This is a genomic window from Pseudomonas sp. A25(2017) (assembly GCF_002001065.1).
Lineage (GTDB): Bacteria > Pseudomonadota > Gammaproteobacteria > Pseudomonadales > Pseudomonadaceae > Aquipseudomonas > Aquipseudomonas kilonensis.
The window spans coordinates 1-22,002 of record NZ_MUOA01000051.1; the positions used below are offsets into that span (position 1 = coordinate 1).

The following is a 22,002-nucleotide window of genomic DNA, read 5'->3' on the forward strand; positions in this document are numbered from 1 at the left end:
GTGGGCCCGCCGCGAAGGGCCATCCATGGCCCAGCGCGGCTATCCCGGCATCCATGCCGGGATGCCCACTCCACAATGCCTGCGTTCGGCCATCGTGGTTAACGGGGCGCCCGAGATCAACGTCCACCGCGAGGCGGCCTGATAGCCGACCTGGTTCTGGGTGACCGCATTCATCCTGTGGGAGGCTCGCTCCCACAGGTTTTGCGGTGCACATGGGCTTTGGGTCTGCTGAAGATCCAGTGTGGGAGCGAGCTTGCTCGCGATAGCGGTGGCTCAGCCACATAGATGCCGGCATGTGCCCTGCTCTTGCTCTTGCTCTTGCTCTTGCTCTTGCTCTTGCTCTTGCTCTTGCTCTTGCTCTTGCTTTAGATCTTGATCTGGGCGCCCCGTTAAACCACGCTGGCCGAACGCAGGCATTGCGTAGTGGGCACCTCGGCATGGATGCCGAGGTAGCCGCGCTGGGCCATGGATGGCCCTTCGCGGCGGCCCACGGAGCAATGCCGGAGTGAGGGCATGCCGAGCCTAGGCGAGGCACCAAGTGGTGGGGCAGAAGCGCTTTGGTTACTTTCGCGCTTTTCGAAAGTGACCCGCCGTCAGGGCGGAACCCTAAGCCGCCGTTACCGCAGCAACGGATATGTACTCGATCAACAAAATCCAGGCCACCTTCGCGAGCACGCCCGCTCCCACAAGAAAATCCCAAACCCCAGACAGCACAAAGGGGAGCCGAAGCTCCCCTTTAATTTTGTCGTCGCGTGCTCTTTTTTTATTATTGAGGGGCGGCCTGTTGTTGTTTTTGGCAGCCGTTGCCCTTTACCGCTGTTTTTGGCGATCCCCATCCGGGATCAAGAGCAAACGTATTTTTTTGAGCGCTGATCTGCTTTTTCGCCTTGCGATCCAACCGATTCGGGAGCTACCTGAAGGTAGTTTTATTGTTCTCTGCCCGGTTGCGGGTTGCTCCTGAAAGCACCCTGAAAAGCACATCCTCTCCAAAAAAATCTGTTAGCTGCGTCTCTGCCGTGTTGTTTTTGTTATGTCAGAGTCGTTTCGTCTTGTTTTTATTGGGTTTGCTGCGTTTTTTTATTCTTGTTATGCAAGAGATATAGCAGGTGGCGTGCCAACTTTTAAAACTCTATATAAATCAACAGCTTGTATTTTATGGCTGAAAAACCTGGCGCGCCAAACCTGACAAATTGTTTCCGTGTTACTCGTTTCACCGCTGTTACAAAGCCAGCGGTAACACCTCACTGTGCGCTGCGGACCTTGGCGACACGCGAACCGCTAGGGCGGCCGAGGACGTCGCAGATCTGCCGACCCGCGGCGATCAGGGCGTCCAGGTCGACACCGGTTTCGATACCCAAGCCGTTGAGCAGGTACAGCACGTCTTCGGTGGCAACGTTACCGCTGGCGCCCTTGGCGTAAGGGCAGCCGCCCAGGCCGGCGATGGAGCTGTCGAACACCGCGATGCCTTCCAGCAGGCTGGCGTATACGTTGGCCATGGCTTGGCCGTAGGTATCGTGGAAGTGTCCGGCGAGCTTGTCCCGAGGCACCTCGGCGCCCACCACCTCGAACATCCTGCGGGTGGCACCGGCGGTGCCCGTGCCGATGGTGTCGCCCAGGGAGACTTCGTAGCAGCCCATGGCATACAGCTCCCGAGCGACCCAAGCCACCTGTTCAGGCTTGACCGCCCCTTCATACGGGCAGCCCAGCACGCAGGACACGTAACCGCGCACACTGACGCCATGTTGTTTTGCGGCTTCCATGATCGGCGCGAAGCGCTCCAGGCTGTCCTTGATGGAGCAGTTGATATTGCGCTGGGAGAACGCTTCGGACGCGGCGGCGAACACCGCCACTTCTTTTACACCCGCCGCCAGCGCATCTTCAAAACCCCGCAGGTTCGGCGCCAGGGCGCCATAGGTCACACCGGGCTTGCGCTGGATCTGCGCGAACACCTCGGCGGAACCGGCCATTTGCGGCACCCACTTGGGCGAGACGAAACTGCCGACTTCGATGTAACCCAGGCCGGCGGCGCTCAAGGCATCCACCAGGCGCACCTTGTCGGCGACGCTGATGGGCTGTGCTTCATTCTGCAGCCCGTCACGGGGGCCGACTTCGATCAGGCGTACAAAGGAGGGGAGGGACATGGGGATTGACCTGTAGTGAGTTGCCAAAGTATCGAGAACGATGCTGCCCCCTGTGGGAGCGAGCTTGCTCCGGGCGGCGATCCGACGATAGCGGTATGTCAGTCAACATTGATGTTGTCAGTTACATCGCTATCGCGAGCAGGCTCGCTCCCACAAGGGGCATGTTGTGTTACTGGACGATTTCCTCGCCATTGAGCGTCTGCTCCAGCGCCTGGATGCAGCGTTCTTCTGCGGTGTCGAGTTCCAGCTTCATCTGTTCGATGTCCAGCAATTGCTGTTCGAGCTGTTCCCGGCGCTCGGTGATTTTCGCCAGCATGCTGTGCAGCTGTTTCTGATTGCCGCTGGAGGGGTCGTAGAGTTCGATCAGCTCGCGGCATTCGGCCAGGGAAAAGCCAATGCGCTTGCCGCGCAGGATCAGCTTCAGGCTGACCTTGTCCCGCGGCGAGTAAATGCGCTCCTGGCCCCGTCGCTCCGGGCTCAACAGGCCTTGTTCTTCGTAGAAACGGATGGCCCGGGTGGTGATATCCAGCTCGCGGGCGAGGTCGGAGATGCTGTAGGTCTGGCTGCTCATGGAAGCGCTCGAAACGAAAGGGGCTGGCGCTAAGCTAAAGGCAGGTTTACGTTCGCGTCAAGCAATCGCAGGTGTGTTGCCGGTGCGGGCCTCTTCGCGAGCAAGCCCGCTCCCACAGGTTCTGTGTCGTACAGAAATGCTGCGTGCACCGCAGGTCCAATGTGGGAGCGGGCTTGCTCGCGAAGAACGATGACGCGGTCTATAGCCTTACACCACCTTATCGAGCTTCTTCTCATGGGCCGTCACCTGCTGGCACAGCTCGATCATCTGCTCGCGCATCCAGCGGTTGGCCGGGTCCTGGTCGGTACTTTCATGCCAGTAGAGGTGGGTTTCCACCGGCGGCACATCGTTGACGGGTAACAGGAAGGCATGCAGATCGTGACGACGGGCAAAGCGCTCGGGGACGGTCATGACCATGTCCGTTTGTTGCAGCACCTGGGAGGCCATCAGGTAATGCTGGGAGCGCAGGGCGATCTTGCGCTGGATACCCATCTTACCGAGGGCCAGGTCGACATACCCCAGCCCGTTGCGGCGGCTGGAAATATGCACGTGGGTCTGCGCCAGGTAATCATCGAGGCTGATCTTTTCCTTGCCCGCCAACGGATGGCCCTTGCGCATGGCGCACACGTAGCGGTCTTCCATCAACTTGACGTGGCGCACCTGCGGGTCGGTGTTGAGCGGTGCATCCACGGCGAAGTCGAGGCGGCCGGCGGCCAGTTCCTTGGTGGTTTCACGGCGCTTGGAGAGGAAGCTCTCGATCGCCACGGTCGGCGCCAGGCGACGCAGGCGCTGGAACAGCAGCGGCAGGATCACGCCTTCGGTGAGGTCGGTCATGCTGATGCGGTAGGTCTTGACGGCCTGCAACGGGTTGAAGATCCGGCTTTCCTGCACCGATACCCGCAGCAGCGACAGGGCGTTGCGCACCGGACCGATGATGTTCTGGGCCATGGGCGTCGGCACCATCCCCTGGGCGGTGCGCACGAAGAGCGGGTCGTTGAAGGTCTCGCGCAGACGCGCCAGGGCATTGGACACGGCCGGCTGAGTGATGCCGACGATCTGCCCGGCGCGGGTCAGGTTGGCTTCGGTGTAGATCGCATCGAAGACAATGAAAAGGTTGAGGTCGACCTTGCTCAGATTCATGGCGCTGCACTCTTGTTCTTGGGCTTGTTGTGAGGTGCCGGGTGGCGATGAGAATCAGTGAAACATATATCGGTGATGAATGTTAATACACGCCGAGAATAGGTTAGGTAAATTTTCGTAGCTGAACTAGCATCGATTTCATGACCTAAAACAACCTCTGCCAAGAAGGTGCTGCTCATGGATTTTGCCTATTCCCCCAAGGTTCAGGAACTGCGTGAACGCGTCACGGCGTTCATGGATGCCTACGTCTACCCGGCCGAAGCCGTGTTCGAACGGCAAGTGGCCGAAGGCGACCGCTGGCAACCCACGGCCATCATGGAAGAGCTCAAGGCCAAGGCCAAGGCAGAAGGCCTGTGGAACCTGTTTCTGCCTGAATCCGAACTGGGTGCCGGCCTGACCAACCTGGAATACGCGCCGCTGGCAGAGATCATGGGGCGCTCGTTGCTGGGGCCGGAGCCGTTCAATTGCTCGGCGCCGGACACCGGCAACATGGAAGTGCTGGTGCGCTATGCCAATGAAGAACAAAAGCAACGCTGGCTCGAGCCACTGCTGCGCGGCGAGATCCGCTCGGCCTTTGCCATGACCGAGCCGGACGTGGCCTCCTCGGACGCCACCAACATGGCCGCCCGTGCCGAGCGCGACGGCGATGAGTGGGTCATCAACGGCAAGAAATGGTGGACCTCAGGGGCCTGCGACCCGCGCTGCAAGATCCTGATCTTCATGGGCCTGAGCAACCCCGATGCACCACGCCATGCCCAGCATTCGATGATCCTGGTGCCGGTGGACACGCCTGGGGTCAAGATCGTCCGGCCGCTGCCGGTGTTCGGCTACGACGATGCGCCCCACGGGCATGCCGAAGTGCTGTTCGATAACGTGCGGGTGCCGTACGAAAACGTTTTGTTGGGTGAAGGACGCGGCTTTGAAATTGCCCAGGGTCGCCTCGGCCCGGGCCGGATTCACCACTGCATGCGTTCCATCGGCATGGCCGAGCGGGCATTGGAATTGATGTGCAAGCGTGCCGTCAGCCGCACGGCCTTTGGTCAGCCGTTGGCGCGCCTGGGCGGTAACATCGACAAGATTGCCGACTCGCGGATGGAAATCGACATGGCGCGCCTGCTGACGTTGAAGGCGGCGTACATGATGGACACGGTTGGCAATAAAGTGGCGAAGAGCGAAATCGCCCAGATCAAGGTCGTCGCGCCGAACGTGGCCTTGAAGGTCATTGATCGGGCAATCCAGATCCACGGTGGTGCCGGGGTTTCCAACGACTTCCCGCTGGCCTACATGTACGCCATGCAACGCACCCTGCGCCTGGCCGACGGCCCGGATGAAGTCCACCGCGCCGCCATCGGCAAGTTCGAGATCGGCAAGTACGTGCCAAAAGAAATGCTGCGTAGCAAGGGCTAGGATCTGGCCCATCAAGGGCCTCTGTGGGAGCAAAGCTTGCTCGCGATAGCGGTGGGTCAGCTTGCATCAATGTGGGAGGTGCCACCGCCATCGCGAGCAAGCTTTGCTCCCACAGGCTAATCCTGTGGGGGCGAGTCCGCTTACTCCTTGACGCTCATGTACTCCTCGGCCCAGCGGATGTAGTCCTCGGGCTGGGTGTAGGTGTGGGTCAGTTCGGTGGCGCTCAGGTCCGAAGCCTGGGTGAAGATCTGCCGTTGTTCGCGAAGGCTGTCGTAGGTCGCCTTGATCGCGGCGAAATAGGCGCCGTGGCCGTCGATGGTCACGCGTACGCCCAATTCGGCCAGGCGCTTGTCGTCGCGCAGCAACGGGTTGCCATAAGTGACAAGCATCAGCGGCAAGGTCAGGTTTTCGCTGATCTTCTCCAGGTGATCGAAGTCTTGCACGCCCACCATGCAAATCCCGTCCGCCCCGGCACGCTCATATTGTCGGGTACGGCTGATGATTTCCTGGACCGGCAGAATCGCGGCGTTGGTCCGGGCGATGATCGCCATTTCCGGATCGACTCGCGCCTCCAGCGCCGCACGAATCTTGCCGACGCCTTCGGCTACGCCGATCAGGTCGGTGGATTTACGCCCGAACTGGGCCGGCAGCAAGGTGTCCTCGATGGTCAGCGCCGCGATGCCGGCCCGTTCCAGTTCGACGATGGTGCGCATCACGTTCAGGGCATTGCCGTAGCCGTGGTCGGCGTCGGCGATCACCGGCAGTTGGGCCACGCGGCCGATGCGGGTGGCCTGTTCGGCAAATTCGCTGAGGGTGATCAGGGCGAAGTCCGGCGCGCCCAATACTTGCAACGACGCCACCGAACCTCCCAGGATGCCTACTTCGAAACCCAGGTCGGCGGCAATGCGCGCCGACATCGGGTCGAACACCGAGGCGGTGTGGTAGCAGGTGTTGGAAGCCAGCAATTGGCGAAAGTTACGACGCAAATCTTGATGGGAAAGCCTGGACATATGAGTTCCACCAATGGAATGGAAAGGCTTGAGCAAAAGTGTCAACGCCGAAAGATCCAAAGGCTATCACGTGGCGGCGATAAAGATGATGACGAATGCGCATGGGCTATGCTTTTCATTGCACCAAAAGAGGGCCGCAGACCGGGAAGTCTGCAGCCTGGCAGAAGGGTGCTTACATATTATTAATCTTGGGTAGGCATGCTCAGGATTTTCTTGATCTCATGGATGTTCCCGACGTTGAAGCGTAATGTCCACTCGGGAAGCTGACACGGCGCTTCGCTCGTTAGCTTTGTCGCGGTATCCACTACATGAATGCCTGCGCGCAGCAAAGGGGCTTTATCCCAATCATTCAGATTATCCATATTCTGACTCATTAGGTTTTCCTTTTTTGTTCTCTGAGGTTATAGGGCAGCCAATGGTTGCCCGGGGTTGAGCAAGGACAGCGTATCGGTAAATAGCGCTGTTTCTTGCGAAGCCATGCCAGGGTAAAGCGGCGTGTAATTGTTATCGAAATACCAGGCTTCATCGGCTCTGATTGAACGCTCTGGATGAATAAGCAAGCTCAATGATGCGGACATTGACCGAGGCGCAATCTGTCTATGAATTTCCCGCAAGGCGGGCATGAATATGACTTCGCCTGGCGCCAGTTTTACGCTTCGCTCTTTGCCCAGTCGTGGCGCCTTGCCCATTTGTAACGGAAGTTTATCAAGAATTTCACGAATGATTGTCGTGTAGCCATCTCCGCTATAACCGACCGCATACATGTCGAAATCATGACTGTGGTTGAGGTTGTAAATGAAAGTTTCGCTCTCGTCATGGGTTTCTACCGGGGCCCAGAATCCCAGGCGGAGGGTGAACTCATCATTGCTGTGCAATACAAACGCATAAGCGTTGTAAAGGCTGTTGCGAATGGCGAATCCGTCCGCCTGGATCACGGCATGAAGATGTTGGCTCAGAATAGAGCGATTCGAGGCCAGCTGGCGCAAGTCTTCAACGACATCGGCTTTGTCTCGCAGTAGATCGTATGTTTTTATGCGTTCTATGAAGGTGTCCAGTTTCATGCCGCCGCCTCCAGTGGATGAAGCAAACGGTCGAGGCGCGCACTCTTGTGTTTTTTTAACAGCGGAACGTACGTCAACGCCTTGTGGCGGTCGGCCCGATAGAGTATCTGGAAGGCCTTCCACACCACGGCGCAGTGATAGTGATAGACCAGTTCCTCGGCGACTTTGACACTGTTGGGGTCTTGGATTGTTTCGAGCAGTTCGAGGCTGGTCAAATAGCGGGCAGCGCTTTCGTCGTGGGGCAACCAGGCTATTTTGCGCAGGGTAATACGATCAAATACGCTGATGTCGGCAGCTCTGTCAGGCAGATTGATTCGACCTGTCAGCTTGGCCGGCTGACGGCAGGTTTGTATGTGATCGAATAAAGTGTCTCGGCCGTCAATGATTAACGGATTTCTCTTGTCGATAATAACCCTGTCTGCTTTTTCGACACGATGCTCGTTGACAGTATATCGCTGGATTTCGAAGGGTCGATCAAGCGCAAATAAAATGCTTTGGCCTGGTACCGAATACAGCGCTGACGAGCGAGAGTCAAATGTGGCGGATTTGATACAGATATTGCCTATGTTCGTCTGATGCAGCATCAGGGTTCCGGTATGCGCATTGGTGATGTTCATGATTGTCGCCCTCCGGAATGACTTTCTGGAGAACTCTGGTTTGTCAATTAACTGGCAAATCAATTGTTTTGTTTCTGATGTCATGTCCAATGTTTTAATTGTTTTCGCTATATAGGCGGGCGAAAACTTTTTGGTAATTAAAGTTTTTATCATGATCGTTTTCGTTGCAGTGGCTCGGTGTTGGAAAGTATGGTGTTGGGTAGGTGGGAGAGCAACGTTGCAATTGTCGATAAGTATTGCTGGTCGACGATCACGGCGCCTTTATGGCGCGTAAGAAAAGTTGTGTTTTATCTGCTTGAAACACTTCATCCTCACATTGCGCGAGGGGAAGAAAGTGCCAGGACGGGAAGTCGGGGAGTTACGCCGCCACAGCCTGCCGGGCCTGCTTGAGCAATGCCACGGCGCGCACCGTATCACCCGGTTGCACTTGCAGGCGTTTGGCGGTGAGGCGATCGACGAGCAGCTTGTGGCCATGCTGGTGCGCGCGAGCGCTGGTGACGCGGCAGTTTTCCCTGCGCCGATTGTGAATCAGCCAGACTGGTGCCTGTTCGTCCGGGGTGCCAATGATCAGGGTCAGCGTCTGGCTGTCGCGTACCGTGCGGATCTTCGACACTGGCGCCTCGATCACGGGGCCGCCGTCAAAGATGTCGATGTAGCCCTTATGGCTGAAACCTTCGGCGCTGAGGATTTTCATGGCCGGCTCGGTGTTCGGGTGAGCCTTGCCGATCACCGCCTGGGCCTGTTCGGTGAGCAGGCAGGTGTACAGCGGCTGGCGTGGCATCAGTTCGGCGATGAACGACTTGTTGCCCATGCCGGACAACTGATCGGCGTAGCTGAAGTCTTTCTTGAAAAAATGCCGTCCCAGGCTATCCCAGAACGGCGAACAGCCCTGTTCGTCGGCATGGCCCCGCAGTTCGGCGATCATTTTTTCGCCGAACAGCTGGGGAAATTCGGCCACGAACAGCAGGCGCGCCAGGGACAGCAGGCGGCCGTTGTGACCGCGACGTTGCTCGGGGTGCAGGAACAACGAGCAGATTTCCGATTGTCCGGACATCTCGTTGTTGAGGAACAGCGTCGGGATCTGCCGCTGGATCCCCAGCTCCGGCGCCGAGCTGACCGTCAGCCCGACCCGATAGTTGTACCAGGGCTCGCGCAGCCCGACCGCGCCGGTCAGGGCACTGATGCCCACTACCTGCCGATCATCGTCTTCGAGCACGAACAGGTAATCGGCGTCGGCACGTTCGACTTGTCCGGCAAAGGTCCGTTGGGCCCAGCGAATACGATGGGCCAGGCGCTCTTCGTTGGCCGGCAGGCTGGTGAAGCCGGGGCCTGCGCAACGGGCCAGGTCCAGCAATGCGGGCAGATCGGTAATGGCGACCGGACGGACAATCATGCTGCAGCTCCTTCATTGTGTCGGTCCAAGCGCTGATGCGTGCCACGGGATCGAGTGAGGTTCATAGGGCAACCACCCGGATCCGCTCGCCATCCATGACGCCCAGGGCTGCGAGCATGTCGGGCGACAGGGCCACGGGGCCCTCGGCGTTGACGTCCAGCTCGGCGACGATGGCGCGGTAGTTTCCAAGACGGTCGTTACTCACCAGGTAACGGCCTCTGGCATCGATCTGCAGGCTTTGCCGGGCCGTGGCGCTCCGACTTTGCGTGATGGTACGGATGTTGGCGATACGGGCATGCAAGGTCGGCCCTCCGTCGAAGATATCGACGTAGCTGTTGGTCTCGAAACCCTCGCGCGCCAGGATGTCGAAGGCTTCCTGGCCGTCGGGATGCACCCGGCCGATGCAGGCCTGGGCCGCTGGCGGCAGCATGGGTACGTAGATCGGGTATTGCGGCATCAGTTCGGCGAGAAAGGTCCGGCTCTGCAAGCCGCACAACCGTTCGGCTTCGACGTAGGGCAGGTCGAAGAAGTGCTGGCCGATGGCGTCCCAGAAGGGCGACTGACCGTCCTCGCTGCTGAACCCGACGATTTCGGTGATGACCGATTCGGCAAAGCGCTGGGGATGGGCGGCGATGAACATCAGTCGGGCCCGGGACAGCAGCTCCGATTCCGGTGTGCGCACCCGCTCGGCGTCGATGTGGAAGCCACGCAGCAGCGTCTGGCCGTTGAGGTCCTGGCACAGTGACAGCGCGGGCACGCCATGCTGGATATTCAGCTCCCGGGACTCGCTGGAAAACGGCCGATTGCGCAGGCTGTAGAACGGTTCGTTGTAACCGGTGCTGGAGAGAATTTCCGAACAACCGACCAGGCGCCCGGATGCCAGGTCCTCCAGGACAAAGAAATAATTCTCCGCGCCAGGACCCTGCACATCGGCCTCGAACGAGGCGCACGAGTCGAGGATCTTTTCCTCCAGGCGCGCGGTATCGTCCGGCAGCGACGTGACACCCACCAGGCTGTCACGGGCCAGTTGTTGCAGTTGCGGCAGATCGGTTAATTGAACTGGACGTAAGGCCAGCATGGATTGCACTCCTGTTCCAGAGAGCCCGGTGACCAGCACCGGGCTTGACGATCACTGTCGATGTCCACGCGTTGTAACCACGGTTGGCCGAATCATTCGACTGCCGACCCTCACTGGCCGGCCGGATCGGGCACGGCGCTGGGGTTGCCGAATTTGTTGAGCACGCACAGGTAGATCACGCCCGCGGCGATCCAGATCAGGCCGAGCTTCTGCGCAGCCACACCCATGTTGTACATGATGGCCGCGACGATCACGAAGCCGACCAGTGGGCAAATCAAGTGGCGAATCAGTTGGCCGGACTGCTGGCGGCGCCAGTAATGGTTGATGACGGTGATGTGCAGCAACATGAAGCCGCTCAGGGCGCCGAAATTGACCAGGGAGGTGAGGGTGTCCACGGCGTCGATGAACAGGTAGCAGATCAACAGCGACAGCACCGCTACCAGGTAGATGCTCAAATACGGGGTGTTGTGTTTCGGATGGACCTTGGCCAGCACCTTGGGCAACTGGCCGTCCCGGGCCATGCCGAACAACAGGCGCGACACCGCCGCCTGCGAAGTGATCGCCACGGCCACGCCCCAGGCCAGGGCCGTGGCAACCGCGGTCAAGGTGGCCAGCCAACTGCCGGCTGCCAATTCGGCGATTTCATAGAATGCGGTGTCGGCGGACTTGAAACCCATGCCAGCGGCCAGGTCCGTGGCGATCCAGGTCTGCACCACGAAGATCGCCCCCATCACCAGCAAGGTCACCAGGGCTGCCTTACCGACGCTGCGACCCGGGTCGCCCTTGATCTCTTCAGCCAGCGTGGAAATGGCGTCGAAGCCCAGGAACGACAGTACCGCGATGGACACGGCTTGCATCAGCAGGGCGAAGTTGAAGTGTTCCGGGCTGTACAGCGACGCGAGGGTCAGTTGGCCGTTACCGGCCCCGCCGTGCAGGGCATTCCAGGCGTAGAACAGGAAAATCCCCAGCACCACCAGCTGCGCCAGCAGGAAAATGATGTTCATCCGCGCGGTGAAGGTGATGCCCCGCAGGTTGACGAACGTCGCGCTCACCAGGAAGGCCAGGATGAAACCGACCTTGGGGATGTCCGGGTACAAATGGTTCAGCGCCATGGCGGCGTAGACATAGAGCAGCGGCGGGATCAGCAGGTAGTCCAGCAGCATCAGCCAGCCGGCAATGAAGCCGACGTGTGGGTTAAGGCCCCGTTGCGCGTAGGAATAGACCGAACCTGCCACCGGAAAGGCCCGGGCCATGCTGCCGTAGCTCAAGGCAGTAAACAGCATCGCCACCATGCCGATGATGTACGCCAGCGGCACCATCCCCGGTGCCTCGGCGTTGACATAGCCATACACGCCGAACGGGGCGATGGGGATCATGAAAATCATCCCGTATACCACCAGGTCTGTCAGCGACAGGCCGCGTTTCAATTCCTGTTTGTAGCCAAATGCCTCAATGCTCATGAGCCGTTTTCCTTTTCAGCTGTGTGGGTTGCGCTTGCTTGCTGTCTGTCGCGGGGAACTTGCCGCTGCCGCGCTACAGCAGGGGTGCCAGGTAGGCGCTCCAGGTCCGCACCGCCTCGGGGCTGCGCAGTTGGTCGTTGCGCACTTCGATCAACACCGAGTCCAGGCCGCGGCCATCGCCGTGCACCGGGACCGTCATGTCGGTCAGGGGGTTGATCTTGTAGGGTTGGTTGCCCGCTGCTCGCAGCGAATGCCGGCCTAGCCCGTCGACGATGTGCTGGGCGTATTCCTTGGCTTCGCCGAACAGCACGCCCGCTTCGAGGGCGCGCGGCTGGCCGTAGAACACCGGGGTGAAACTGTGGATGCCCACCACGCGCACCGGCCGGTTGGCGGCCAGGCGCTGGTCGATCAATGCCCGCAACCGATCATGGAAGGGATGGAACAGACACTGCTGGCGATATTCGCGCGTGGCCTCGTCCAGGTCATGGTTGCCCGGGACCTGGTAGATCTCGCTCTGGGCCGGAATGCTGTCCGGCACATGCAGCGGCCGGTTGAGGTCAATTAACAGCCGTGAGTAATTGGCAGCCAGCAAGGTCGCGCCGAGGGTTTCGGACAGGCGTTCGGCCAGGTGCAGGGCGCCAATGTCCCAGGCAATGTGCTCCTGGGACGCGGTTTCATCCAGGCCCAGGTCGTTCAGCGCATCGGGAATGAAGCGGCTGGCGTGTTCGCACACCAGCAGCACCGGGTGTTCGGAGTCCTCCCGGGCCAGTCGGTAGGGGGGCTTGGTGTAGAGGCCTGATTCAGCACATTCAATAGATTCGTGCATAGTGCTCACAACGCTCGGCAGGTGACAGCGCCTCGGTCAAGGCCAGCTCCTGGGCCTTCAAGGCGAAGTAGGTTTCGACCAGCGGACCGGGCAGGGTCTCGAGCAGCGCCCCGCTGTGGCGCAGGCAGTCCAGTGCCTGGGCCAGGGTTGTCGGCAGGGCGATAATGCCACGGGCACGACGTTGTGCTTCATCCAGCTCATCGGGTATTTCATCAGTGACAGCGTTCAAGGCCAGTCGTTGCTGGATGCCCAGTCGCCCGGCAATCAACAGCGCCGCCATCGCCAGGTGCGGCGAGGCGGTGGCGTCCATGGCGCGGAACTCCAGGTTGTACTGGTTCGCCAGCGGTTTGCCGCTCAGGCTCACGGTCGGGCAGATGCGCAGCGCCGCTTCGCGGTTGCGCTGTCCCAGGCACGCATAGGATGCGCTCCAGTGATGAGGTTGCAGGCGCTCGTAGGACACTGGCGTCGGCGCAGTCAACGCACACAGGGCCGGCAGATAGTGCAGCACACCAGCAGCCCAATGCTGGCCGAGGCTGGACAAGCCATTACTGCTGGCGGCGTCATGCAGCACCGGGTCCGCGCTCAGGTCTTGCAGGCTCAGGTGCAAATGCACGCCGTTGCACACGGCGTGTTCCGCGGTCTTGGGGGCGAAGCTCAGGTCCAGGCCCATTTGCCGGGCGATCTCGCGGGTGATTTCCCGTACGTTCACGGCCCGGTCGGCGGCGGCTACGCCCAAAGTCGGGCGGCAGGTGATTTCGTATTGATGCTGGCCATATTCCGGCAGGAACATTTCCGGCTCGACACCGCCGGCCCGCAGGGCACTGAGCAACCACCCGGCGAATTCGGCCTGCTGGCGCTGGGCCTGGAGGCTGAAGGCCAGGCGATCAGGCTGCGCAGGCGTGGCAAGCAGGTTGAATTCATGCTCGAACGCGGCGAAAACCTGCAAGCCCAGTTCGCCGCGATAACGCTCCACTTCGTCCTGCAACAGCGTGCGCGGGCAGGCGCTCCAGGGGCGGCCGTCGGTCTCCCGAATGTCGCAATGGATGAAGTCGAGGGCAGGCGCCTGGGCGTCGGGGCCGTTGTTGACGGTCACCCGGCTGGACAGGTCCGGCACCAGCCGCAGGTCGCCATAAGCGCCCCAGGGGTTGGCCGAAGCGATGATGTCCTGGGGCGTCAGCGCGCTGTTGGCCGGCACCCAGCCACAGCCCGCGGTGACGTAGTGGGGCAATTCATCGCTGGGAAACGAGCGCCCACGGGTCACGCCGATCAGGTCGGTGGTCACCAGGGTCGTGACGGGCAGCGGGGCGAGGACGGCGGCAGGATCGAGGCGGCTCATGGCTGCATCTCCTGCAACCGCGCGAGCACGGTGTCGGTATCGGTGATCCAGCAATAACCCTTGATTGCGTTCAGGCACGCCAGGTGCCGTTGTTCGGTGTAGGTGGCGCAGGCATCTTCCACCAGTGTGACCAGGTAGCCGCGATCGGCGGCGTCGCGCACGGCCATATCGACGCACTGGTCGGTGACGATGCCTGCAACGATCAAGTGGCGGGTCTGCAGGTTGCGCAGCACGTAGTCGATGTTGGTGGAATTGAAGACCCCGGAGGAGGTCTTGGGCAGCACGATTTCGTTTTCCAGCGGCGCCAGTTCGGCAATGATCTGCGCCTCGGGGCTGCCCTTGGGCAGGTGCATGTCCGACAGCTTGTGATCCAGGGAACGGTCGCGGCCATCGGCGGTAAGGCTTTCGATGTGAGTGTGCAACACGTTGTGCAGCCCTTCGCGCATCGCGCCGAGCAAGCGCTGCTGGTTGGGGATGACCTGCTGGCGGGCTCGCTGGATGAAATACTCGGCCTCCTGGGTGTGCAGGTGGGCATCGAATTGCGGTTCCAGCCAGGCGCGTTGCATGTCCACCAGCAGCAAGGCGGTGTGCTGGCAGGTGAACGGCAAATCCCGGGGCGAGCGGTGGGGGAGCGAGAACATCCTTATTTTTCCTCCAACAGGTGCGTGTTGAATTCCGTGCGCAAGGCATCGATGCCTTCCAGGCGTTCGGCCAGCTCGGGGCATTGCAGGGTCAGGCAGGCAATCAGCGCCTCGACCTGGGCCAGTGCCGGCACCAGGCTGTCGAAGGCCGAGATCGATTCCACCGGGGCGCTGATGATCAGGTCGGACAGCTCGCGCAATGGCGAGGCGTAGACGTCGCTGAACAGCACGACCCGGGCGTGCCGTTCCTTGGCCGCGCTGGCCACGCGCAGGGCCTGGGCCTGGTAGCGGCGGTAATCGAAGATCAGCACCACATCCTGGCGCTGCACGTCGAACAGCCGGTCAGGCAGTTGGGCGTTGTCTTCCAGGGCAAAACAGCCGGCGCGCAACAGCCGCAAATGGTTGAGCAGGTAGTGGGCCAGGAAGCTGCTGAAACGCCCGCCGAAGCAATGCACCTGATGGCGGCTGTCGAGCAACCACTGCACGAGAATGCGCACGTCTTCGGGCTGGGTCAGGGCCTGGGTGTCGATGAGGTGGCGTTGACTGGCGGCCAGGTACTGGCTCCAGGTATCGCCTTGCTGCAATTTGGCCCGCGGTTTCAACAGGGTGCGGGGGGAGCGCAGGCGATGGTCCATGTCACTGAGCAGTGCATCCTGGAATTCGGCGTAACCGCCAAACCCGAGTTTTTTCACCAGCCGCACGATGGTCGGGTCGCTGACACCGGCATGGTCTGCCAGGCGTGACATCGGGCCGAGGCCGTTGCGTGGGTAGTGATCGAGCAGGGCACGTACGACCTTGCGTTCCGACGGCGTCAAAACCAGGCCGGGATCGGTGATCAGGTCTCTGAGAGGTGGCATCCGTGCTCCTTGCCAGGATGGGTGTTGAATTTCTTTCATAACTCCTGAAAACAGTATTTATGTAGCTGGTGCTACATGTCCAGTGGTTTTTACGTTCCGTTTAAAATGCTCCAATATTGTGCGAAACCCTTGTAGGAGTTGGTCCCGGCTGGGTAGACCGGGTATGTCAGTCGATGCTTCTGACGATGTCGGACATAACGCCTTTTTGTCTCACTTATTTGATTTCGTATAAGGTGCTGTACAGCTAAGTGCGTGAATATCCCGCCCGTGCGACCCTTCCGATTGCCTGAGAATCCAGTGTGCAAGCCACTCGTCTGACCTTGATCTGCCACGCCCGCACCACCGCCCAGAAGCAGGCGCGCTTTGGCCTGGACGAACCGCTGGACGCCGACTGGCTGGCACGCCGCGCGCAGATCGACCACCACTACCGAAATGTCCGGCAACTGCTGTGCGGGCCGGAACTGCGCACGCGCCAGACCGCCGCCTTGTTCGGCGACGAGCCCGAGCAGGACCTGGCCCTGGCCGATTGCGATCTGGGACGCTGGCGCGGGTTGTCCATCGATGACTTGCTCCAGGCTGAACCGCAAGCCCTGCAGAGTTGGCTCGATGATGTCGAGGCGGCCCCCCATGGTGGTGAATCTGTCGCCCAGTTGTGTCGCCGTGTCGGGGACTGGCTGGCCAGTCTGGAAACCCGGCCCGGACATCTGCTGGCCGTCACCCACCCCTTCGTGATCCGCGCAGCCCTGGTGAATGTCTTGGGCTGCCCGGCCGCCACATTCAACCGGATCGACATTGAACCGTTGTCCACCCTCGAATTGCGTTTCAACGGCGTATGGCGATTACGCACCCAGGGACCTGACCAGGAGTCGCCGCGATGAAGACGTTGTCAGTCATTGGCATTGGGGCCGGCGATCCGGATCAGCTGACGATGCAGGCAGTGAAAGCCTTGAACCGCTTGGACGTGGTCTTCCTCATGGACAAGGGCCCGGCCAAGGACAAACTGTTGGACCTGCGGCGCGAAGTCTGTCGGCGCTACATCGTTGATCGCACCTACCGTTTCGTCGAAGCCTACAGCCCGGAACGCCAACGCGGCGACCTGGACTACAAGGACAGCGTCGAAGCATTGAACCGGGCTAAACAGGCCACCTTCGAACGCTTGATCAATGAAGAACTGTCCGACGGTCAACGGGGTGGTTTTCTGGTGTGGGGCGATCCGGCGTTGTACGACAGTACGGTGCGCATCTTGCAGGCGATCCTCGACGCGGGCCGCAGCGCCTTCGAATTCGAGGTGATCCCCGGCATCACCAGCGTCCAGGCCCTGGCCGCCCGGCATAAAGTGCCGTTGAACAGCATTGGCGGTTCGCTGGAAATCACCACCGGACGCCGGTTGGCGGCGGGGCAGGTGGGCGACGCGGCGAGTGTGGTGGTGATGCTCGATGCCGAGGACGCCTATCGCCAGGTGAGCGATCCCGAGACGCAGATCTACTGGGGAGCCTATGTGGGGACGCCGGATGAAATCCTTATCGCCGGCCGCCTGGGGGATGTGGCCGATGACATCGAGCGCACCCGCAAGGCCGCGCGCAAGGCCAATGGCTGGATCATGGATACTTATTTGTTGCGCAAGCCTCAATGATGCTTGCACATCACCTTGTGGCGAGAGGTATGTGGGAGCAAGGCTTGCCCGCGATACAGACGATGCGGTCTTCCAGAAATCGAGGTGCTCATATCGCGAGCAAGCTTTGCTCCCACATAAATGCCCTCACCACAGCAGCGTTCGACAGCTTCATCACCAGTAGGCTCTTTACCCCCGCCCAAACCGCTCCCGATACACCGACGGCGCCAACCCCACGACGCTGCGAAACGCCACGCGAAAGCTTTCCACCGAGCGGTAGCCGCACAGTTGCGCGATGTTATCGGTGTTGTCCCCGGTGCTTTCCAGCAACTCGCGGGCCCGGGCCAGGCGTTCATGTTGCAGCCAGGCCTTGGGCGACACGCCGCAGGCCTGGGTGAAATGGCGCAGGAAGGTGCGTTCGCTCATGGCCGCCTGGCTGGCCAGTTCGCGCACCCCGAGGGGTTCGTGCAGGCGTTCGCGGGCCCATTGCATGACACTCGACAGGTCGCTGCGTGGCGTGCGGCTGACCGGTGAGGGAATGAACTGCGCCTGGCCGCCCGTACGTTGCGGCGACATCACCAACCGGCGTGCCACGCAGTTGGCGACCTGGATGCCATAGTCCCGTGCCACCAGGTGCAGGCAGGCATCGATACCGGCGGCGCTGCCCGCCGAGGTGATGACCTGTCCTGAATCCACGTACAGCACATCCGGGTCTACTCGCACGGCCGGAAAGCTTGCGGCCAGTTCGTCGGTGTAGCGCCAATGAGTCGTGGCGCCCAGGCCATCGAGCAGCCCGGCGGCGGCGAGTACGAAGGCACCGGAGCAGATCGACAGCAGGCGCGCACCACGGGCGTGGGCCCTGCGCAGTGCCTCGAGCAACGCCGGGGACGGTGGCTCGCTGCGGTTGCGCCAGCCTGGCACGACAATGGTCCGGGCGGTTTCGAGCAGTTCCATGCCGCCATCAGCCAATACCTGGAAGCCGCCCATGGCGCGCATCGGGCCGTCATCGACCGCGACGATCCGATGCGTGTACCAGGGGAAATCGAATTCCGGTCGCTCCAATCCGAAAATCTCGACGGCGACACCGAATTCGAAAGTACACAGGCCGTCGTAGGCGAGGATCGCGACCAGACCAGGGTTAGGCTGCATTTGGCGGAAAATTCCCACAGAGTGTCTTGTGCGCCACTGTAGCGGTAAGCATTGGGGGGATAAAGTCTCTTCACGCCTTATCTATCCTGGAGTACACACCCATGACCAGCCTGGTTCGCGAAGTGCCTGCTGCCCCCTCCGATATCGCCCTGCAGCATTTCAGCCGTCGCCTGACATTCGAAACCGATTGTTCCGACGTTCATGCCAGCCAACAGGCCGGCAACATCGATTTTGTGCTGGTGGATGTACGCGGACCACTGGCCTACGAACGCGGCCACGTACCCGGGGCGATCAACCTGCCAACCCGCACTCTCACCGCCCAGGCACTGGCCGCCTATGCCAAGACCACCCTGTTCGTGGTGTATTGCGCCGGCCCGCATTGCAATGGCGCGAACAAGGCGGCAGTGCGCCTGGCAACGTTGGGATACCCGGTCAAGGAAATGATCGGCGGCGTCATGGGCTGGCTCGATGAAGGCTTTCGCCTGAGCGGCACAGTGGAGCGTATGGCGGACGAGGCGATCAGCTGCGACTGCTGAGACAGCGCAAGCAGCTTTTTGTGGGAGCGAGCTTGCTCGCGATGACGGCGGCACATTTGGCATTGAGGCACGCTGACGCACCGCGATCGCGAGCAAGCTCGCTCCTACAGAACTTCGGCGTTACAACACGGCATTAGTGGCTTTTTATAAGTATTTGTCGCCTCAACATAATTCCCCTCCCGAGTGCCCCTCTAGACTCCGGCCACTTCGGTTTTTCCTGACCGAACGCTGCCTACGAATCTGCCTATAACGATCAATAAAATACCCTGCGCACTCAGGAGCGAAAATGAACAAGCTAGCCATGTTCGGTGCCCTGGCACTGTCCGTATTGTCCCTGTCGGCCGTGGCCGAAGACGCCAAGCCGATCCGCCTCGGGATCGAGGCCGGTTATCCGCCGTTTTCGATGAAAACCGCCGATGGCAAGCTGACCGGCTTCGATGTCGATATCGGCGACGCCCTCTGCGAGCAGATGAAGGTCAAGTGCACCTGGGTCGAGCAGGAGTTCGATGGCCTGATCCCCGCGCTGAAAGTGAAGAAGATCGATGCGATCCTGTCGTCCATGACCATCACCGACGACCGCAAGAAAAACGTCGATTTCACCATCAAGTACTACCACACCCCGGCGCGTTTCGTGATGAAGGAAGGCTCCGAGGTCAAGGACCCGCTGACCGAGCTCAAGGGCAAGAAAGTCGGTGTGCTACGTGCCAGTACCCACGACCGTTTCGCCACCGAAGTGCTGGTGCCTGCCGGGATCAACCTGGTGCGCTACGGCTCCCAGCAGGAAGCCAACCTGGACATGGTCGCCGGTCGTCTCGACGCCATGCTGGCCGACTCGGTCAACCTCGACGACGGTTTTCTGAAGACCGATGCCGGCAAAGGCTTTGCCTTCGTGGGCCCGACCTATGAAGACGCGAAATACTTCGGTGGTGGCGCCGGCATTGCGGTGCGCAAGGGCGATAAGGCCCTGGCCGATGAATTCAACGCCGCCATCAGCGAAATCCGCGCCAATGGCACGTACAAGAAGGTGCAGGACAAATACTTCGCTTTTGATGTCTACGGGCATTAATCGGTAGGCGCTGCTGTAGGAGCTGCCGAGCGAAGCGAGGCTGCGATCTTTCCACTGCCAGTTGAGTCCAGAGCGAAAGATCAAAAGATCGCAGCCTCGCTTCGCTCGACAGCTCCTACACAGCTCCTACGCCCAGTCATTCGGAGATTTCATGCAACGCATCGACCATACCCTGCCATGGAGCCACCTGGGCACCGAGCGCCGGCTCAGTGTGTTTCGTTATGGCCATGGCCCGCGCAAGGCCCACATCCAGGCCAGCCTGCACGCCGACGAACTGCCGGGCATGCGTACTGCCTGGGAGCTGAAGCAGCGGCTCAACGACCTCGAGGCGCAAGGCCTGCTCAAAGGGGTGATCGAACTGGTGCCGGTGGCCAATCCCATCGGCCTGGATCAACATCTGCAAAGCGCCCACATGGGGCGTTTCGAACTGGGCAGCGGCAAGAATTTCAACCGCTCTTTCGTGGAGCTCAGTGCACCGGTGGCGCAACGCATCGCTGATCGCCTGGGTGATGACCCGGCCGCCAATATCACCTTGATCCGCCAGACCATGGCTCAGGTTCTCGACGACCTGCCGGCGCCGCCTTCGCAGCTTGAAGCGCTGCATCGCCTGCTGCTGCGCCATGCCTGCGACGCCGACATCACCCTGGACCTGCATTGCGATTTCGAGGCCGCGATCCATTTGTATGCCTTGCCGCAACAGTGGCCGCAATGGCGCTCCCTGGCCGCACGCCTGAAGGCCGGGGTGGCGTTGCTGAGTGAAGATTCCGGTGGCAGTTCGTTCGACGAGTCCTGCTCTTCACCCTGGTTGCGCCTGGCTAAAGCCTTTCCTGCGGCGGCGATCCCAGCGGCGAACCTGGCGACGACGCTGGAGCTGGGCAGCATGGGCGACACCCGGGTGGAACAGGCCCAGGCCAATTGTGAAGCCATTCTCGGTTTTTTGGCCGAGCAGGGTTTTATCGCCGGGGACTGGCCATCCGCACCCGCCGAGTGCTGCGAAGGCTTTCCGTTCGAAGGCACTCAATACCTGTTCGCGCCGCACCATGGCGTGGTGAGCTTTCTGCGCGAGGCTGGCGAATGGGTGGAGCAGGGCGATCCGCTGTTCGAAGTGGTCGATCCGTTGAGTGATCGGGTCACCACCGTGCGGGCCGGCACCAGTGGCGTGCTGTTCGCCCTGGACCGCGGGCGCTACACCCAGCCGGGCATCTGGCAGGCAAAAGTCGCCGGGCGTGAGCCGATCCGTACGGGGAAATTGAGCAACGACTGATAAGTGCTGTCTACCTCACCGCACGCTTCTTGTCGTGCGGCTATCGAACGATGGAGGAAGGTTGATGTTTAAAGCGCTCGCTCTGTTTCTATTGCTGGTCTCGTCCGGGTTGCAGGCCCAACCCTCGCTGCACACGGACTTGCCGCTCAACTACCTGGCCCAAGCCGATGAGCAAGCCGGCAACCGCCCGCTGGTGATCTTCCTGCACGGCTCCGGCAGCAACGAACAGGACCTGTTCGAACTCAGGGGCGAGTTGCCCCGGGACTACAACTACCTCTCGGTGCGGGCACCGAAGAGCATGGAACAGGACCGTTATCAGTGGTTCGCGAAAAAAGGCGACGGGGCCTACGACGGTGATACTTCGGACTTGAAGGCCAGCGGTCAGATGCTGCTGGACTTCATCGACAAGGCTCGGGCCAAGTACTCGACCGACGCGAGCAAGGTCTACCTGGTAGGGTTCAGCCAGGGCGCGATGATGAGCTACGAAGTTGCGTTGCGACACCCCGAAGCCGTCGGTGGTATTGCCGCGATGGGCGGGCGGGTCCTGTCGGTGTTGCGGGCGGAACTGACCCCCAATGAATCGCGCCGGGCACTGGCGGTGTTCATCGGCCATGGCACGGCAGACCCGATCATTCCCTACCACGATGGCACCGAGGCCAACACCTTCCTGAAGACCCTGGCGCTGGAACCGGAATTCCATGCCTACCCGGGCGTCGGCCACAGTATCAGCGCCCTGGAAGTGCAGGACCTGCGGGCCTGGCTGGAACGGCTCAATCCCTGACCACCTTAAGTCCCTGTGGGCGAAACCCTGTGGGAGCTGAGCTTGCTCGCGATAGC

23 protein-coding genes are annotated in these 22,002 nt (G+C 60.8%); 8 read left to right on the top strand and 15 right to left on the bottom strand.

Annotation, left to right across the window (positions count from 1 at the left end; genetic code table 11):
- Positions 1 to 513: 513 nt before the first annotated feature.
- Positions 514 to 873: a hypothetical protein gene (locus tag B0E42_RS31065; protein WP_168188505.1), complete on the top strand. Its 360-nt coding sequence runs from the start codon at positions 514 to 516 to the stop codon at positions 871 to 873.
- A 368-nt stretch (positions 874 to 1,241) separates the two neighbouring features.
- On the opposite strand, the gene B0E42_RS09505 is transcribed toward B0E42_RS31065, so the two are convergent.
- The 3 genes from B0E42_RS09505 to B0E42_RS09515 form a co-directional block, all read right to left on the bottom strand.
- The gene (locus tag B0E42_RS09505) at positions 1,242 to 2,141 is read right to left on the bottom strand and encodes a hydroxymethylglutaryl-CoA lyase (protein ID WP_053178706.1); all 900 of its coding nucleotides are present in this window, start codon (positions 2,139 to 2,141) and stop codon (positions 1,242 to 1,244) included.
- 169 nt (positions 2,142 to 2,310) lie between these two features.
- Positions 2,311 to 2,712: a MerR family DNA-binding transcriptional regulator gene (locus tag B0E42_RS09510; protein ID WP_024618895.1), complete on the bottom strand. Its 402-nt coding sequence runs from the start codon at positions 2,710 to 2,712 to the stop codon at positions 2,311 to 2,313.
- Between the two features lie 207 nt (positions 2,713 to 2,919).
- Positions 2,920 to 3,852 (bottom strand): LysR family transcriptional regulator, encoded by a 933-nt coding sequence (locus B0E42_RS09515; RefSeq protein ID WP_018611524.1) that lies wholly within the window; start codon positions 3,850 to 3,852, stop codon positions 2,920 to 2,922.
- Positions 3,853 to 4,029: 177 nt separating this feature from the next.
- On the opposite strand from B0E42_RS09515, the gene B0E42_RS09520 reads away from it, so the two are divergent.
- Positions 4,030 to 5,259: an acyl-CoA dehydrogenase gene (locus tag B0E42_RS09520; protein ID WP_024618896.1), complete on the top strand. Its 1,230-nt coding sequence runs from the start codon at positions 4,030 to 4,032 to the stop codon at positions 5,257 to 5,259.
- Positions 5,260 to 5,399: 140 nt separating this feature from the next.
- On the opposite strand, the gene B0E42_RS09525 is transcribed toward B0E42_RS09520, so the two are convergent.
- The 11 genes from B0E42_RS09525 to B0E42_RS09575 form a co-directional block, all read right to left on the bottom strand.
- Positions 5,400 to 6,269, bottom strand: a complete 870-nt coding sequence (locus tag B0E42_RS09525; RefSeq protein WP_077506269.1) for an oxaloacetate decarboxylase — start codon at positions 6,267 to 6,269, stop codon at positions 5,400 to 5,402.
- Between the two features lie 182 nt (positions 6,270 to 6,451).
- Positions 6,452 to 6,643, bottom strand: a complete 192-nt coding sequence (locus B0E42_RS09530) for a hypothetical protein (RefSeq protein WP_077506270.1) — start codon at positions 6,641 to 6,643, stop codon at positions 6,452 to 6,454.
- A gap of 27 nt (positions 6,644 to 6,670) precedes the next feature.
- Positions 6,671 to 7,330 (bottom strand): transposase, encoded by a 660-nt coding sequence (locus B0E42_RS09535; protein WP_077506271.1) that lies wholly within the window; start codon positions 7,328 to 7,330, stop codon positions 6,671 to 6,673.
- The gene (locus B0E42_RS09540; RefSeq protein ID WP_253278532.1) at positions 7,327 to 7,947 is read right to left on the bottom strand and encodes a hypothetical protein; all 621 of its coding nucleotides are present in this window, start codon (positions 7,945 to 7,947) and stop codon (positions 7,327 to 7,329) included. The genes B0E42_RS09535 and B0E42_RS09540 overlap by 4 nt, the downstream gene beginning before the upstream one ends.
- A 358-nt stretch (positions 7,948 to 8,305) precedes the next feature.
- The gene (astA, locus tag B0E42_RS09545; RefSeq protein ID WP_018611511.1) at positions 8,306 to 9,340 is read right to left on the bottom strand and encodes an arginine N-succinyltransferase; all 1,035 of its coding nucleotides are present in this window, start codon (positions 9,338 to 9,340) and stop codon (positions 8,306 to 8,308) included.
- A 61-nt stretch (positions 9,341 to 9,401) separates the two neighbouring features.
- A complete protein-coding gene (locus tag B0E42_RS09550) occupies positions 9,402 to 10,418 on the bottom strand; it encodes an arginine N-succinyltransferase (protein ID WP_077506273.1) in 1,017 nt (338 codons plus the stop codon).
- 110 nt (positions 10,419 to 10,528) lie between these two features.
- On the bottom strand, positions 10,529 to 11,878 hold the full coding sequence (locus B0E42_RS09555) for an APC family permease (RefSeq protein WP_053178713.1): 1,350 nt from the start codon (positions 11,876 to 11,878) through the stop codon (positions 10,529 to 10,531).
- 73 nt (positions 11,879 to 11,951) lie between these two features.
- A complete protein-coding gene (locus B0E42_RS09560; RefSeq protein WP_033062818.1) occupies positions 11,952 to 12,704 on the bottom strand; it encodes an N-formylglutamate amidohydrolase in 753 nt (250 codons plus the stop codon).
- Positions 12,688 to 14,040: a glutamine synthetase family protein gene (locus B0E42_RS09565; protein ID WP_053187011.1), complete on the bottom strand. Its 1,353-nt coding sequence runs from the start codon at positions 14,038 to 14,040 to the stop codon at positions 12,688 to 12,690. Before B0E42_RS09565 ends, B0E42_RS09560 begins: the two co-directional genes overlap by 17 nt.
- Positions 14,037 to 14,681: an isochorismatase family cysteine hydrolase gene (locus B0E42_RS09570; protein WP_053187014.1), complete on the bottom strand. Its 645-nt coding sequence runs from the start codon at positions 14,679 to 14,681 to the stop codon at positions 14,037 to 14,039. Before B0E42_RS09570 ends, B0E42_RS09565 begins: the two co-directional genes overlap by 4 nt.
- A 2-nt stretch (positions 14,682 to 14,683) precedes the next feature.
- Positions 14,684 to 15,538, bottom strand: coding sequence for a MurR/RpiR family transcriptional regulator (locus B0E42_RS09575; RefSeq protein ID WP_024619146.1), 855 nt, complete (start codon positions 15,536 to 15,538; stop codon positions 14,684 to 14,686).
- A 299-nt stretch (positions 15,539 to 15,837) separates the two neighbouring features.
- Here B0E42_RS09575 and B0E42_RS09580 point away from each other — a divergent pair, with 299 nt between their 5' ends.
- Together B0E42_RS09580 and cobF are read left to right on the top strand one after the other, a co-directional pair.
- On the top strand, positions 15,838 to 16,416 hold the full coding sequence (locus B0E42_RS09580; RefSeq protein WP_053178718.1) for a histidine phosphatase family protein: 579 nt from the start codon (positions 15,838 to 15,840) through the stop codon (positions 16,414 to 16,416).
- Complete coding sequence (gene cobF, locus B0E42_RS09585; RefSeq protein WP_053178720.1) at positions 16,413 to 17,171, top strand: precorrin-6A synthase (deacetylating); 759 nt, start codon at positions 16,413 to 16,415, stop codon at positions 17,169 to 17,171. The genes B0E42_RS09580 and cobF overlap by 4 nt, the downstream gene beginning before the upstream one ends.
- 168 nt (positions 17,172 to 17,339) lie before the next feature.
- Here cobF and ftrA read toward each other — a convergent pair whose 3' ends face one another.
- Positions 17,340 to 18,299: a transcriptional regulator FtrA gene (ftrA, locus tag B0E42_RS09590; protein ID WP_053187021.1), complete on the bottom strand. Its 960-nt coding sequence runs from the start codon at positions 18,297 to 18,299 to the stop codon at positions 17,340 to 17,342.
- Between the two features lie 101 nt (positions 18,300 to 18,400).
- Between ftrA and B0E42_RS09595 the strand changes: the two genes are divergently transcribed.
- The 4 genes from B0E42_RS09595 to B0E42_RS09610 all read left to right on the top strand — a co-directional run bounded on the left by B0E42_RS09595 (position 18,401) and on the right by B0E42_RS09610 (position 21,946).
- Entirely contained in the window at positions 18,401 to 18,835 is a 435-nt protein-coding gene (locus tag B0E42_RS09595; RefSeq protein ID WP_018611488.1) for a rhodanese-like domain-containing protein, read from the top strand.
- A 286-nt stretch (positions 18,836 to 19,121) separates the two neighbouring features.
- On the top strand, positions 19,122 to 19,901 hold the full coding sequence (locus B0E42_RS09600; RefSeq protein ID WP_018611486.1) for an ABC transporter substrate-binding protein: 780 nt from the start codon (positions 19,122 to 19,124) through the stop codon (positions 19,899 to 19,901).
- Positions 19,902 to 20,052: 151 nt separating this feature from the next.
- Positions 20,053 to 21,165, top strand: a complete 1,113-nt coding sequence (locus B0E42_RS09605) for a M14 family metallopeptidase (RefSeq protein WP_077506274.1) — start codon at positions 20,053 to 20,055, stop codon at positions 21,163 to 21,165.
- Between the two features lie 64 nt (positions 21,166 to 21,229).
- Positions 21,230 to 21,946: an alpha/beta hydrolase gene (locus B0E42_RS09610; RefSeq protein ID WP_077506275.1), complete on the top strand. Its 717-nt coding sequence runs from the start codon at positions 21,230 to 21,232 to the stop codon at positions 21,944 to 21,946.
- Positions 21,947 to 22,002: the final 56 nt, after the last annotated feature.